Origin of the sequence: Exiguobacterium sp. SH3S3 (assembly GCF_004337115.1) — a bacterium.
GTDB lineage: Bacteria > Bacillota > Bacilli > Exiguobacteriales > Exiguobacteriaceae > Exiguobacterium > Exiguobacterium aurantiacum_A.
Genome location: NZ_SJUU01000011.1, coordinates 84,229 through 97,688, shown reverse-complemented (window position 1 = coordinate 97,688; position 13,460 = coordinate 84,229). Strand labels below are relative to the sequence as shown.

Sequence of the window (13,460 nt, the reverse complement as noted above, 5' to 3'; positions counted from 1 at the left end):
CGTGTCACTCCTTTGCTTTCATTTTAGCGAATAGGAGCCTGAAGCGGAACTTTTCTTGAAAGAAGACGTATACGACACCGAGGAGGGATCCGGTCACGAACGCGACGAGCACGGCCCCGAACGGACCGACGGTGACGGCGGCGATGACGTTCACCATATGTTGCACCGGATAGGCCCGGGCGACACCGGTCGGGATGGAGATGAACAGGGAGCCGATGATGGCGATGGCGATGAGCATCGCCATCCAAGTGAGTTGTTGAATACGCATGTAGTGTCTCCTTTCAAAATGAAAACGCCACTTCTCCAAGTGGAAAAGTGGCGTGGACAGACAGACGTATCCAAGCCACTTCCCTACGCTGGTATGAGCCAGATCAGGTTCGAAGGGTCCGGCAGTTGCCGTCTCAGCCCGAAGGCTCCCCTAGTGGTCGTTTATTGGTTTGAGTATAGCATAACGTTATTTTGTTGCCTCAATTTTTCGCGGTCGGAAGATGAAATAAATGATACCGCTATACAGGGCGTATAAAAACAGGGAAAACACGAGATTGATGAGCCACGGGAGTGTACCCATAAATACAGTGACCGAGGCGTTACGGAACCAGCCGAGTGAAAGACATAGTCCGACAAAGCTGAGCACGATTGTCGTCCAAAAGCTGATATCTGGACGTCTCGCCACGCGGCGAACGACTAGACCGATTATGAAGCTGAAGACAGCCGTCGCACCTAAATACATATAGAGTAACGCATCGACAGGGTATGAATAATAGACAACGTCCATATTATTTCCTCCTAAACGAAGTGTGGTGAAAGGAAGTGAGGTCAGTGAGGAGTGCGATCCCATGGCGTGACGAGTCTTACCGTGAACAGTTCGAGCACTGGCTCGATGGCCATGTGCCAGGCGTGACGTGGCGGGTTGTGAAAGATACGGATTTGACATACTTGATGTATGGAGAGTACGGAGCAGACCGTTACTACGCCAAGGCGGTGACAGCAATCAGTGGTGGCGAGGCCGAACTGTCGATGCATCTAGCCGAACGGCATCCGGGACTCGTCCCGGAGGTCATCGCCATTGACGCGGCACGCAACTGGCTACTTATGCGAGACATCGGCGGGGATGCACTTCGCGAATACCCTAAGCACAGTCGGTACGAAGCGGCTGTGCGTCAATATGCGAAACTACAGAGAAAAGAAGCGAATTACATGGATACGCTTTTGGCCTACGGCATCCCGGACCGGCGTCCGGCTCGTCTAAAAGAAGAGATACGGACGTATTTACCCGAGTTATGTACGGGGTTAGATCGAGATAAGGCAGAGGCGGTGCTGGCGCTCCAAGACGAACTCCTCACCATGTGCGACGAGCTCGCGACTGGGCTGCCGATGAGTCTCGAGCACGGCGACTTACATGGCGGCAACATCTTTTGGCGCGAACAGAAGGATGACTTATGTATTCTCGATTGGGGCGATGCGACCGTCACCCATCCGTTCTTCAGCGTCCGTGTGTTTTGGAACGCGCTCTACGACTTGTTGCCAGAAGACGATGAAGTCGCATGGTATGAACAGATTCAGAAGATGCGTACCGTCTACTTGGCTGAGTGGGAAGGTGTGGCGCCTCGGGACGTGCTATGGCGCCATTTGTTGATCGCTGAAGAGCTCGGTTGCGTGTATCGGGCACTGTCGTGGCATGTATATGTTACCAACTATCGGTATGATCCGTCCGAGTCAGCCGATAAACCGGCCCAATGGCTTAACTTGTTCCTCGAGTATCGGGACTTGAAACGTCGCGGTACGTGATCACTCGTTCTTCTCGAGCAGGTTTTCATAATCCGTCTCGTTCCAAAACAGCTGGGCGATCGACTCCGGTGCTTTCAAAATCTCACCGTCTTGGTCGTAGACGATAGCGTAGCCGTTTTCGATCTCAAAGACGATCAAGTCGGCCGTCACTTCCTTGACGCCGTTCCCGGCAATGATGACGTTCTCGATTGGGTCGCGTGCGACTTGAACTCCCCATTCGTCGAGCTCGACGATGAGCGCTGACGTGTAGGCATGGCGGTCGTAAATCGATTGAAACTCGTCTTGCGTCAATGTGACGTCGGTCGGCGGGGCACTCGTCCCGTATTTGCGCTTCTCAATCTCCTCAACGAATTGCGTGAACGACTCTTCTTGCCAAAAGAGCGGTGCGACCGACTCGGGACCGTTGGCAATCTCACCGTCTTCATTCTCATAGACGGTCGCGTACGTACCGTCGTCGAGCTTGAACGGATAAATATCGGCGTATGTATGATGGATCCCGTCCCCGGCGATGACGACGCGTTCGAACGTCTCACGGAACGGTGTTAGCCCTTGGGTTTCGAGCGCTGCTAACAAGTCTTGGGCAGTCTCGTGTTGGTCAAAGACGTCTTTGAAATCTTCTCGTGTCCATTCGATCGTCGCTTCTTCATCTTGTTCGTTCATATCAGGAGAGACGATTGGTTTCTCGGCTTGATCGGTACAGCCTGTCAGCAAGAACGCGCTTAAGCCAAGTAGTCCTAACCGTTTCATAAAACAACCCCCTAGTAAGTTACATTATTTCCCTATTTTACATTAGCGTAGCATGTATGAAATGGGATGAGAACCTGGATACTTTCTCATCTAGGGCAAATGGAATCGCTACCTCGTCTGGTTCAATCAATACAACCTGTACGATTGAACAGGGGAATGTCGACTTTTGGCGAACACATTTAGGAAACTGATTTAAAGGAGAGAGAGAGATGCCAAAACGAAAATTTGCCAATCGTCGTGATTGGGAACGCATATTAAAAAATCGATACGCGCAAATGGAGGTGCGGGACGACCGCTTCTCGGGCACCGTCGCCCTCTTCCAAATTGACGCCGTCCGAGCCCCGCAATATAAGATGCATAACGGCGAGGAGTTCATCGTCGCCGACGCAGGTTACGCGTGGCTCCAGTACTTCTCAGAACATGAACCGTTCGGGGTGACCGTCATGTTCGACGACCGGGGCAACATCGTCCAATGGTACATCGATATCGTTGAAGGGATCGGGTATGAGGATGGGATTCCGTACATGGATGACCTCCTGCTCGACATCCTTATCTTCCCGAACGGTGACGTCGTCCGTAAAGACGAGGATGAGTTCGAAGCGGCAGCCAAGTCAGGTGAGATCACGCCGGAGATGGTCGACCGTGGCTGGCGTGATTTCAAGGCGACGCTCGATCGGATCGAACGCCGCGACTTCGTCTATTTTGATTTAGCGAACGAGCATTACGAGCAGTTGAAGCAAAAGCTTTGAGTCTTCCCGTACTGCTTTTGGTACAGTGAAAGAACAGGGGGGAAGATAGATGAAACAAATTGATCTCGAGAAGTGGCCGCGTAAAAAGCATTATGAGTTTTTCAAGGCGTTTGACGCCCCGCATTTCAACGTGACGGCGAACGTCGACGTGACGAAGCTACATACGTTCGCGAAGACGCGCGGACAGTCATTTTTCAAGCTGTTCTTATACGGCGTGGTGAAGACGGCGAACGCCATCCCGGAACTTAGGTACCGGATGCGCGGTGACGTGGTCGTCGAGCATGATGTCGTCCATCCATCGTTCACCGTCATGATGGATGATGACGTCTTCAATTTCTGTACGGCGACGTATAAAGACGCGTTTCCCGACTTCATGGAGGAAGTGGCCGTGCGGATGAGCGGGGCGAAACGAGAAGTCGTCGTCGGAGATGACGAGCCGGACAGCCTGCTCTATATTACGAGCGTGCCTTGGCTCACGTTCACGAGCATCAGTCACCCGACGAATGACCAACAGCACGATAGCGTTCCGCGGATCGCCTGGGGCAAATTCACGAAGGTTGGCGACCGGATGATGATGCCGCTCTCGGTTCAAGCGCACCACGCGCTCGTCGACGGCGTCCATATCGGGAAATATTATGAGAAACTGCAGGCGTGGCTCGATGATTTGAGCGACCTTCACGTCAAACAGCCTGAAGAGGTCGGACTCGACGAGGCGATCCGCCTGCGCGAGAACGGAGAGCTCGAGCGGGCGAAGCAGCTGTTGCTCATGCTGTTGCGTCAAGATGAGAAGAATCCACGACTCCACGCGCAATGTGCCTGGTGTTATGACTCGCTCGGCGAAGAGCGTCAAGCCGTCCCGCACTATGAGCGGGCCATCCGACTCGGTCTGAGCGGTCACGAGCTCAGTGAGACGTATATCGGGCTCGGCAGCACGTACCGTGCGCTCGGTCGTTACGAGGATGCCGAGGAGCTGTTTGCTAAGGCGATCGAACAGTTCCCTGACATCGCTGCCTTGAAAGTGTTCCAAGCGATGACGCGCTACAACCTCGGACAGCATCAGGAAGCGACCGGTGCGTTGCTCGAGCTGCTCGCTAGTCCGCAGCCAGATGACAGCATTCAGCGTTATCGTCGCGCCATCGCATTCTATGCGCGCAACCTCGACGAGACGTACGATTGATCCGGAAGACAAGGCCTGTGGAAGCGGCCTTGTCTTTTTTGGAGACGAATTGATTGACCGATCCAAATTGAAGTGTTATATTTATCTTGAATTAAAGATAATTAAATTTAAAGTATTGTTTTCTCTCAACAAAGGAGGGGAAAAGATGAAACAATCAGACGCCTTAAAAGCGATTACCGTCTTATTTCGGGCCTCGCAGTCGATCCAGGACATGGTCAAACAAGAAGTCGCCGTATATGGACTGAACGCGACCGAATTCTCGGTACTCGAACTGCTCTATCATAAAGGCGACCAACCGATTCAAATCATCGGTAAAAAAGTCTTGCTCTCGAGCGGCAGCATGACGTATCTCGTCGATCGGCTCGAGGCAAAAGGCTACTTGGTCCGGAAATCTTGTCCGAGCGACCGCCGCGTGACGTATGCCGCATTGACTGAAGCGGGAACCGACTTGATGGATCAAATTTTTCCGATACACGCGAAACGGATGCACGAGTTGTTCGACGGACTCGATTTAGATAACACAATCACTCAATTGAAGACGGTCGGCAAACGTGCCGAGGCGTCAAAAATTTTTAATTAATTATCTCGGAATCAAGATTTTGAAGGGGCGATTTAGATGAACCATGTAAAAGGGATTCACCATGTGACGGCGATCACGAGCAGCGCCGAAAAGAACTACGACTTCTTTACGAACGTCTTAGGGATGCGTCTCGTCAAGAAGACGGTCAACCAAGACGACATTCAGACGTATCACTTGTTCTTTGCGGACGATAAAGGAAGCGCCGGGACGGACATGACGTTCTTCGACTTCCCGGGCATCCCAAAAGGCGTGCACGGGACGAACGAGATTTCAAAGACATCGTTCCGTGTCCCGACGGATCAGGCACTCGACTACTGGGTCCGTCGTTTTGATCGGTTAAAGGTCAAGCATGAAGGGATCACCGAGCAGTTCGGCAAGAAGACGCTGTCGTTCGTCGACTTTGACGACCAGGCGTATCAGCTCATCTCGGACGAGTTCAATCAAGGTGTCGCTTCCGGTGAGCCGTGGCCAAACGGTCCGATTCCGCTCGAGTATGCGATCACTGGCCTCGGGCCAATCTTTATCCGTATTTCCGACTTCACGTACTTCAAACAAGTGATGGAGCAAGTCATGTTGTTCGAAGAGATCGGGCAAGAAGGTGACAACCATCTCTTTGAAGGAGGTGAGGGTGGAAACGGAGCGCAAGTCGTCGTCATCCATGACGAGACATCTCAGCAAGCACGCCAAGGGTTTGGAACGGTTCACCACGTCGCGTTCCGCGTCGACGACCGCAGCGTCCTCGATGAATGGACAGCGCGGCTGCAACAGTTCGGGTTACCGACGTCAGGTTACGTCGACCGCTTCTTCTTTGAATCATCATACGCACGCGTCGCACCGCAAATCTTGTTCGAATGGGCGACCGACGGACCAGGATTCATGGGTGACGAACCGTATGAGACGGTCGGTGAGAAATTGTCGCTCCCACCGTTCTTAGAGTCGAAGCGTGAGCAGATCGAAGCGATGGTCCGGCCGATTGATACGGTCAGAAGTACCAAAACGTTCGAGAAAGAATATGAGGGTATGCCATCATGAGTTTTTTCAATCGTTTGTTCGGTAAACAAGAAGAACCAACCAACTCACAAGGAGGAACTACTATGTTGAAAATTGGAATCGTACTCGGATCGACTCGTGAAGGACGCGTTAGCCCGCAAGTCGGAGAATGGGTAAAAAAACTTGCCGACAAGCGCGGTGACGCCAACTATGAAATCATCGATATCGCGGACTACAGCTTACCGCTTCTCGGCGAGGCAGGCAGCGACGCGACAGGTGCCGCGGCATGGTCGGAGAAGATTGCAGAGATGGACGGTTTCGTCTTCATCGTACAAGAGTACAACCACTCGATGACAGGCGCGCTCAAAAACGCCCTCGACTACTTACGCAACGAATGGCATAACAAGGCGGCAGGGATCGTCTCGTACGGTTCGGTCGGCGGTGCTCGGGCAACTGAGCATGTGCGCGGTGTCTTGAGCGAACTCTTGATCGCCCACGTCCGGGTCCACCCAGCGCTATCGCTCTTCACAGACTTCGAGAACGGCACGCACTTCGCACCGAAAGACGTACAAGTCCAATCGGTGAACGATATGCTCGACCAGCTCGTCCCGTGGACAGAAGCGATGCAGACGGTCCGTACGAAAGCGGCGGAAGCAACGAACAACTGAGTATTCGGCCAGCCCTTAAACAGGCTGGATTTTTTGTGCGTTTCTCGGACGAGTAGTGTAAATTTTAAAAGAGTGGGGGGATAAAAATGTGGGAGCGGAAAATTGTTACGGCTTCAATGACGGCACTGATTTATGCGTTCTTATTGGCCGCTTTTGTTGTCCTATCGCTAGAATCGGATAGCGGAGGACTATGGGATAACGTGAACGGGTTGCTACTGTTGACGGCCGTTTATTTAGCGTATAGCTTCCCGGCTATCGTCACTTACGGCGTTTTGACGTCAATATTCAGTGACTGGTTGGCGCGCCGTGTACCGAAGCGGTTTGAGACAATCGTCTCGTTTGGATTACATATCGGATTCGGGCTCGTTTTACTTTGGCTCAGCCTAGGGGCGGCCGTTCTGTTCTGGACGATTGATCGCTGGTTGAAACATAAAGGCCGTCGATTTGAACGCAGACAGGCGTTGTCTAGTCTGGTCGTGCCTGCCGGTGTCTTATTAGCGGTCGTTGGGATTGTTTACTTTGTCGGCATGGTGCAAGATGTCGTGCGTCATCTGTACGGGTGAAAATCGGACGAATAGGGAACAGGGAAAGGAAGTTTATCGACATGGAGGAGGAATCGTGATGAAATGGATGATCTATGGCGCGAACGGCTATACGGGTGAACTGATTGCCCGGCAAGCAGTAAAAGAAGGGATGACACCGGTGCTCGCAGGGCGGCGTGCGGACGCGATCGAGCGGCTCGGCGATGAGCTCGGATGCGAGACGCGTGTCTTTAGTCTGTCGCTCGACAAAGCGAAGCAGGAACTCGCTGACATCGACCTCGTCTTGCACTGTGCTGGACCGTTCGCCGATACGAGTCAGCCGATGGTCGAGGCGTGCCTCGCGTCACAGACGCATTACCTCGATATTACCGGGGAAATCGAAGTATTCGAATACATCCATTCGAAGAAACGGGCCAAGCTCGCGCAAGAAGCCGGGGTATTGCTGTGCTCGGGTGTCGGCTTTGACGTCATCCCGACCGACTGTGTCGCCCGCAAGTTGAAGGAACTCATGCCGGACGCGACGAATCTCGCCCTCGGCTTCTCGGCTGCTGCCGGTATTTCGCGCGGAACGATGAAAACAGCAATCCGTGGGCTCGGCTCGAGCAGTGCCGAGCGGAAAGACGGAAAACTGTCGCCGTTCCCGCTTGGGGCCAAGCGTCGACAAATCGACTTTGGGCGCGGCAAGAAAACAGCGCTCGCGATTCCGTGGGGTGACGTCTCGACCGCGTATTATACGACGGGCATCCCGAACATCACGACATGGATCCCAGTGCCCCCAGTGGCCGGATATGCGTCTCGTCTCATGTCGTTCTTTAGTCCGATTCTTGGTAGTGACGCTGTCCAAGGACGTCTCTTACGCTATGTCGATGAACATATTAGCGGACCGGATGAGGCGGAGCGGGACGGGTCGTCGACGTATGTTTGGGGCGAAGCAACGAATGCAGACGGACACAAATATATCGTCCGCATTCAGACGGCGAGCACGTACGCCTTCACCGTCTATGGGGCGCTCGAGGTCGTGAAACGTCTCGTCGGTTCAAGCCGGGTCATTCCTGGAAGCTTCACACCAGCGATGTTGTTCGGCTCGCATTTTATCGAAGAAATCGAAGGGTCGTCCTCGTTCGTGATTGATGAAGTCCGCCTGTAAAGCGGTGCCTTGTAACGGAATCACAATCTGTTCGCAATCGAAGTGTGGTAAACTCAGGGAAGATTAGAGGGAGGGAACGAGATGAAACGCTTAGAACTAGCCAGGCGCATCGAACGCATCAAAGCGGAAGGGACGTCTGCCTACATCAGGCATCGAAAACAGACCCCTCCCTATGAAGGTTCGGAGTTAATCGTTGAAAATAAAGGTCATGTGTTCCGGATGGGGAATACGAGTTTTGCGGTCGGGTTCGGCTTGAACCGTCCGACGAGCTTTTACGATCTGCACCAAATGGAGAAGTGGGTCCGTGGTAAGAACGTGTCCCGCCTACATATTGAGGTGTGTCCACTCGCGGACATGTCGCTCATTCGCCTGCTGCAGGAACGAAACTATACGCTCGATCACTTTCTTGACGTCTGGTTGCTCGATGTGAACGCGTTTGAGTTGCCAGAGAGTGAAGCGACACGTGTCGAACGTGTGCACGCTGATAACGTGAACGAATGGGCCCGGGCGATCGCGACAGGATTCGCCGAGACAGGGACGGTGCTGCAAGAGACGATTGATACGGCGAAAGGGTTTTATGCGTTACCGGAAAACCAGGCGTTTCTCGTCCGTGAAGACGAGACAGCGGTCGCCGGCGGTATTCTCGCCGTTCAGGACGGGATGGGGGAACTGTTTTTGACGAGCACGATTCCCGATTATCGAGGAAAAGGGTATCAGACCCAACTCATTTTAGAGCGAGTCGCCGCGGCAAAAGCGATGGGTTGCGAGTACGTGACGGTGACGACGAAAGTCGATACCGCCTCGGGACGCAACATGGAGCGCCTCGGTTTTACACCGTTTTATCAAAAAGCAGTCATGAAAAGTCCGATTCTCAAATAAACAGGTCGCCCCGCGGGGCGACCTGTTGTCGTTAGAGTAGTGATTCGGCACCGTCGACGTACACTTCTGATCCGGTGACGTGGCTCGACATATTGCTCGCAAAGAACAAGACGACGTCGGCTACTTGCTTCGCCGTACCTGATTTTCCGGCGAGCGGTTGGTTGCCTTCTGGGTATTCGATCGGGATGACGATTTCTTCAAGTAACGCGTCGTCCCGGTTCGTCGAGTCATCGATGTTCGTATCGATCGCACCCGGACAAATCGTGTTGACCCGAATACCGAACTGGGCGAGCTCAGCCGCGGCCATTTTCGCAAAACCGGTCTGGCCGGCTTTCGTCGTCGCATAGCCGCTGAAGCCAAAGTTTTTAAAGAAACGGTTCCCGTTGATCGACGACGTGATAATGACGCTACCGCCTTTCTCTTTCAAGTAAGGGATCGCATGTTTCACGGTCAAGAACGTGCCCGTCAAGTTCGTCTCGACGACCCCGTTCCAATCTTCGAGCGACAAGTGCTCAATCGGTGTGATCGTCCCGTTCCGTCCCGCGTTCGCAAACACGATATCGACATGTCCGAACCGTTCGACCGTCTGTTCATAAGCCCGTTTCATCTCGTCTTCGTTGGAGACGTCGGCGCTAATACCGATGGCGCGGTCCTCCCCGATCAAGCTCGCGAGCTTCTCGGAGTCCTCTTGGTTCAAGTCGACGATGGCGACTTTTGCCCCCGCTTGGACGAACCGGATGACAGCGGCGCGTCCGATTCCTGACGCCGCTCCTGTGACAAACGCGACTTTACTCGACAACAATGTATTTGAAATCATGTATTTGTCTCCTTTCAGCTACCTGTTGTCATATTCCACTGTTCTATAAAAATTAAGCCCGTTTTCTTGAAAAATGATGACTCTTCGTTCAATCAGACGTTACATGAATCGATAGCGCAATCTTGAGCGTCGCATCCGGATCGAGCTCGATGGTCACATGTTGACCGGCGCGAAGTTCTTGCACGTCGCTAGCAAGACCCGTCACTTCCGTCTGGTCATTAACTAGAATCGTATGCAATTTGATTTCATCCATATCCGCCTCGGCTGGACCAATCATTAGTTGAGGGATTTCAATCCGTTCGATGCGTCCGTCGAGCGTGTGATCGTTCCACGTGCTCACCCAATAGATTGCTAACAAAAAAAGACCGATGAACGCGAAGGCAAAGATGAGTCTAGCTCTCATGGTGATCCTCCTCTGCGGTACCCCGGTGCGATGGTTTCCATTAGTTATTTACCCGAAATCAGGAATTTATATAGGCTGATTTTTACAGGGATTTGAATGACAGATGCGGAATATAGTAAAAAAATTGAAGAGTGGAGGCGCTGACGATGGTTCTAGTCGGGATGGTTGGGTTAATCATTTTAGGATTGATTGCTTTCGGGTGGTGGACGATCGGGTTTCCCAGACGGCGGGTGTGGGGTGGGCTGATCATGCTAGTGGTTTCCTTCCTCTTTTCGCCGCTACTACTCGTCGCGAGCGGCGAGCGCTACGGATTTGATGGCGTCGTGGCAGGATTGGTAGCGCTGTTCTGTATGGTCGGGGGCGGTTTTTTCTTCACGACACTTGGCTGGACTGGTCGTCACCGAAAAGTCAGGAAAGTCCGGACATTGTCGGAAGACCCTGATCTGTTTTAGTTTGGGTTGTCGTTGCCCCTTCGAAACCCGTACAGTAAACGTATGGAACAAAATGGAGGGATACATGTGTCGACACTGATTAAACCGACCGCGTTACGGCCGGGCGATACGATCGGCATCGACGTCGAGCTCGATGCGACCGCCGGGACGATCACCTTTTTAGAGAATGGAGTGACGACATGAGCGAATTTATTACCGTGGTCGACCGGACACGTAAAAGAATCGGGTTGAAGCCCCGGTCCGACGTCCATCGTGACGGCGATTGGCATGAGACGTTTCACTGCTGGATGATTGACCCGACGCATCTTTACTTACAGCTCCGCAGCGAGACGAAACAAGATTTTCCAGGACTGTTCGATATCACGGCAGCAGGACATCTGGTTGCCGGAGAGACGGTCCGGGACGGGGTCCGTGAGATTCAAGAAGAACTGGGAATCGAGTTATCACTCGATCAACTGACTGCTCTCGGAGTGTTTGAAGATGTGATTGAGACGGGAGCGTTTCTAGACCGGGAGTTCGCCCATACATATGTCTATCCGTACGCTGGGGAGGCGTTCACGTTAGACGTTGACGAAGTAGCAGACGTCGGCAAAGTTGATTTCGAGGCGTTCGTCGCCTTGCTCGCCGGTTCGCGCGAACAGATTGAGGCGACTTCGGTCGTAACCGGAAAGACGTTACGCGTGACGAAAGAGACGCTCGTTCCACATCCGGAGACATACTGGAACCAAGTGATTGAAGGGGTTCGGACATTTCGGGAGAAAGCAGAAGGCCATGATGATTGATATCATCTGGCGACTGTTGAACGGATTGCTCGTGCTCGGTTTAGGGGGAGTTCTAGTTTGGTGTTTTCGCAAGTGAAGAGGGGGAATTGACGAGATGGAAGTTGTACATCCAGTAACACCGCTCGAGATTGAGACGGCGCGCTTACGATTGCGGGCACCGCGCATGAGCGGTGACGAGCGTGTCGTGAACGCGGCGATTCGCGATTCACATGAGGAGTTCCGGCAGTGGTTGCCGTTCGCTCAAACGGTCCCGACGTTAGAAGAGACCGAGATCAATTTACGACGTGCCCACGAACTTTATGTGCAAGAGGAGAGTTTTCGCTACCTCATCTTTTTACGAGATACGGGAACGTTCGTCGGCACGGTCAGTCTGCAAGGCATCGACTGGGACGTCCCGAAGGCAGAGATCGGGTACTGGCTGCATTCGATGCACACCGGACACGGCTACATGGGCGAAGCGGTCGAGGCGGTCACGCGGTTCGGGTTTACACATTTCGGATTCAAACGGATCGAGGTCCGTTGTGAGTCGACGAACCGGGGCAGCCGGATGATACCAGAACGTCTAGGGTTTCAACTTGAAGGCATACTGCGGAACGACGACTTGTCCGCCGATGGCAACCGCCTGACCGACACGGCCGTCTATGCGATGCTGCCCGGTGAACTCAAACCGTCAGCGACATGATTCGTTGTTCGCCGACGGGTATAGCGTTCACAATGACGACGGGGTGCACACCGTCCGGGATTATCGAGTCGATATCTTTTGGCAACGTCGTATATTTCTCTTGATCGAGCGGCAGCGTGAACGTCTCGAGGACGGGCCAGTGTTTGTCTTGAAGCGGTTCGAGTGTGACGGATGACATCGTTATTCCTCCCTCATTAGAAGTAGCGCACTTTCAGTATACAAAAAATGAATGGGAAAGGACCAACTATGGACCAACAGATCTCGTATCAACAAAATGCACCACTATCCGACATGTATCAAGCTTTCATGGACGGGTTTTCTGATTACATAATTCGCTTTGACATGGATGCGGCAGGATTCGAATCGACCTTCCTCGTCCGGGATCAAAATCAACCGTCACGCTCCATCGTCGCGTATGCGGACGGACGTCCGGTCGGTGTCGTCTTGAGTGGGGTGGCCCATTTAGAGACAGGTTGGGTCACGCGTTGCGGTGGTCTGGCCGTCTCCCCTGCGTTTCGGAAAATAGGGATTGCCCGCGAGTTGATGCGCCGTTTTGACGAGCAGGCAACGGGGACACGTCTACTTGAAGTCATCCAAGGCAACGACTCGGCACTCGCTTTGTACGAGCGGCTCGGGTACGAGACGGTACGCGAAATCTTTTATTTCGACTCCGTTCCGACCGAAACGGAAGCGACACGCGCGATCGAACCGATCGTGACGCTGTTCAATCGCTATTACCCGTCGGCATCGCACCGACCGATCTGGCAAACGGACGCCCGGACGACCCAGCAACGAGCGGAGCTCGTCCGGATCACAGAAGGCGACAAAACAGGGGCGCTCTTGTTCCGGTCAGGCGTCCTCCTCGACGTTTTCGGCCGGGATGAGGATGCGGAATGGCTCCTACGGGCGGCCGCAGCGAATGGACCGATCAAGTTGACGCTCACGTCGGATCGTCCTGCATTGATCGAGGCGGCGCGAACGCTCGGGTTCAAACAAGATGCCATCGCCCAGTTTGAGATGGTGAAGCGCGAGACGGGTGTCTGATGAGACGTCTTCT

The 13,460-nt window shown here is 53.3% G+C and carries 19 protein-coding genes and 1 riboswitch; of the genes, 13 read left to right on the top strand and 6 right to left on the bottom strand.

Features of this window, described 5'->3' with window-relative positions:
• Positions 1-4: 4 nt before the first annotated feature.
• On the bottom strand, positions 5-268 hold the full coding sequence (locus tag EVJ28_RS14290; protein WP_236634141.1) for an energy coupling factor transporter S component ThiW: 264 nt from the start codon (positions 266-268) through the stop codon (positions 5-7).
• 63 nt (positions 269-331) lie between these two features.
• A riboswitch (TPP riboswitch) is annotated at positions 332-430 on the bottom strand.
• Positions 431-454: 24 nt separating this feature from the next.
• Positions 455-775 carry a hypothetical protein gene (locus EVJ28_RS11235; RefSeq protein WP_070329301.1) on the bottom strand — a complete coding sequence of 107 codons (321 nt, stop codon included), beginning with the start codon at positions 773-775 and terminating at the stop codon, positions 455-457.
• 44 nt (positions 776-819) lie between these two features.
• On the opposite strand from EVJ28_RS11235, the gene EVJ28_RS11230 reads away from it, so the two are divergent.
• Positions 820-1,788 carry an aminoglycoside phosphotransferase family protein gene (locus EVJ28_RS11230; protein ID WP_131489005.1) on the top strand — a complete coding sequence of 323 codons (969 nt, stop codon included), beginning with the start codon at positions 820-822 and terminating at the stop codon, positions 1,786-1,788.
• Here the strand turns inward: EVJ28_RS11230 and EVJ28_RS11225 are convergent, their stop codons facing one another.
• The gene (locus EVJ28_RS11225) at positions 1,789-2,535 is read right to left on the bottom strand and encodes a hypothetical protein (protein ID WP_070329299.1); all 747 of its coding nucleotides are present in this window, start codon (positions 2,533-2,535) and stop codon (positions 1,789-1,791) included.
• Between the two features lie 209 nt (positions 2,536-2,744).
• Here EVJ28_RS11225 and EVJ28_RS11220 point away from each other — a divergent pair, with 209 nt between their 5' ends.
• From EVJ28_RS11220 to EVJ28_RS11185, 8 genes are all read left to right on the top strand, one after another.
• Entirely contained in the window at positions 2,745-3,284 is a 540-nt protein-coding gene (locus EVJ28_RS11220) for a ribonuclease FAU-1 family protein (RefSeq protein WP_131489003.1), read from the top strand.
• A gap of 49 nt (positions 3,285-3,333) precedes the next feature.
• A complete protein-coding gene (locus EVJ28_RS11215) occupies positions 3,334-4,461 on the top strand; it encodes a tetratricopeptide repeat protein (RefSeq protein ID WP_131489001.1) in 1,128 nt (375 codons plus the stop codon).
• A gap of 145 nt (positions 4,462-4,606) precedes the next feature.
• Positions 4,607-5,041 carry a MarR family winged helix-turn-helix transcriptional regulator gene (locus EVJ28_RS11210; RefSeq protein WP_131468436.1) on the top strand — a complete coding sequence of 145 codons (435 nt, stop codon included), beginning with the start codon at positions 4,607-4,609 and terminating at the stop codon, positions 5,039-5,041.
• Positions 5,042-5,077: 36 nt separating this feature from the next.
• The gene (locus EVJ28_RS11205) at positions 5,078-6,073 is read left to right on the top strand and encodes a ring-cleaving dioxygenase (RefSeq protein ID WP_131457608.1); all 996 of its coding nucleotides are present in this window, start codon (positions 5,078-5,080) and stop codon (positions 6,071-6,073) included.
• A complete protein-coding gene (locus EVJ28_RS11200) occupies positions 6,070-6,699 on the top strand; it encodes an NADPH-dependent FMN reductase (RefSeq protein ID WP_131488999.1) in 630 nt (209 codons plus the stop codon). The genes EVJ28_RS11205 and EVJ28_RS11200 overlap by 4 nt, the downstream gene beginning before the upstream one ends.
• Positions 6,700-6,785: 86 nt before the next feature.
• The gene (locus EVJ28_RS11195; RefSeq protein ID WP_131468434.1) at positions 6,786-7,262 is read left to right on the top strand and encodes a hypothetical protein; all 477 of its coding nucleotides are present in this window, start codon (positions 6,786-6,788) and stop codon (positions 7,260-7,262) included.
• Positions 7,263-7,320: 58 nt separating this feature from the next.
• Positions 7,321-8,388 (top strand): saccharopine dehydrogenase family protein, encoded by a 1,068-nt coding sequence (locus EVJ28_RS11190; protein ID WP_070329293.1) that lies wholly within the window; start codon positions 7,321-7,323, stop codon positions 8,386-8,388.
• Positions 8,389-8,469: 81 nt separating this feature from the next.
• Positions 8,470-9,267: a GNAT family N-acetyltransferase gene (locus EVJ28_RS11185; protein ID WP_131457607.1), complete on the top strand. Its 798-nt coding sequence runs from the start codon at positions 8,470-8,472 to the stop codon at positions 9,265-9,267.
• A gap of 31 nt (positions 9,268-9,298) precedes the next feature.
• Here EVJ28_RS11185 and EVJ28_RS11180 read toward each other — a convergent pair whose 3' ends face one another.
• The gene (locus tag EVJ28_RS11180) at positions 9,299-10,084 is read right to left on the bottom strand and encodes an SDR family oxidoreductase (protein WP_131488997.1); all 786 of its coding nucleotides are present in this window, start codon (positions 10,082-10,084) and stop codon (positions 9,299-9,301) included.
• Between the two features lie 88 nt (positions 10,085-10,172).
• Entirely contained in the window at positions 10,173-10,487 is a 315-nt protein-coding gene (locus EVJ28_RS11175; protein ID WP_131488995.1) for a hypothetical protein, read from the bottom strand.
• A gap of 248 nt (positions 10,488-10,735) precedes the next feature.
• On the opposite strand from EVJ28_RS11175, the gene EVJ28_RS11170 reads away from it, so the two are divergent.
• The 3 genes from EVJ28_RS11170 (at position 10,736) to EVJ28_RS11160 (ending at position 12,403) form a co-directional block, all read left to right on the top strand.
• The gene (locus EVJ28_RS11170) at positions 10,736-10,939 is read left to right on the top strand and encodes a hypothetical protein (protein WP_131488993.1); all 204 of its coding nucleotides are present in this window, start codon (positions 10,736-10,738) and stop codon (positions 10,937-10,939) included.
• A 179-nt stretch (positions 10,940-11,118) separates the two neighbouring features.
• On the top strand, positions 11,119-11,721 hold the full coding sequence (locus tag EVJ28_RS11165) for an NUDIX hydrolase (RefSeq protein ID WP_131457603.1): 603 nt from the start codon (positions 11,119-11,121) through the stop codon (positions 11,719-11,721).
• A 94-nt stretch (positions 11,722-11,815) separates the two neighbouring features.
• Complete coding sequence (locus EVJ28_RS11160; RefSeq protein ID WP_131468422.1) at positions 11,816-12,403, top strand: GNAT family N-acetyltransferase; 588 nt, start codon at positions 11,816-11,818, stop codon at positions 12,401-12,403.
• On the opposite strand, the gene EVJ28_RS11155 is transcribed toward EVJ28_RS11160, so the two are convergent.
• The gene (locus EVJ28_RS11155; RefSeq protein ID WP_201738417.1) at positions 12,384-12,581 is read right to left on the bottom strand and encodes a hypothetical protein; all 198 of its coding nucleotides are present in this window, start codon (positions 12,579-12,581) and stop codon (positions 12,384-12,386) included. The two genes, EVJ28_RS11160 and EVJ28_RS11155, sit on opposite strands and share 20 nt — an antisense overlap.
• Positions 12,582-12,649: 68 nt before the next feature.
• Between EVJ28_RS11155 and EVJ28_RS11150 the strand changes: the two genes are divergently transcribed.
• On the top strand, positions 12,650-13,447 hold the full coding sequence (locus tag EVJ28_RS11150; RefSeq protein WP_131488991.1) for a GNAT family N-acetyltransferase: 798 nt from the start codon (positions 12,650-12,652) through the stop codon (positions 13,445-13,447).
• The last annotated feature ends 13 nt before the right edge of the window (positions 13,448-13,460 follow it).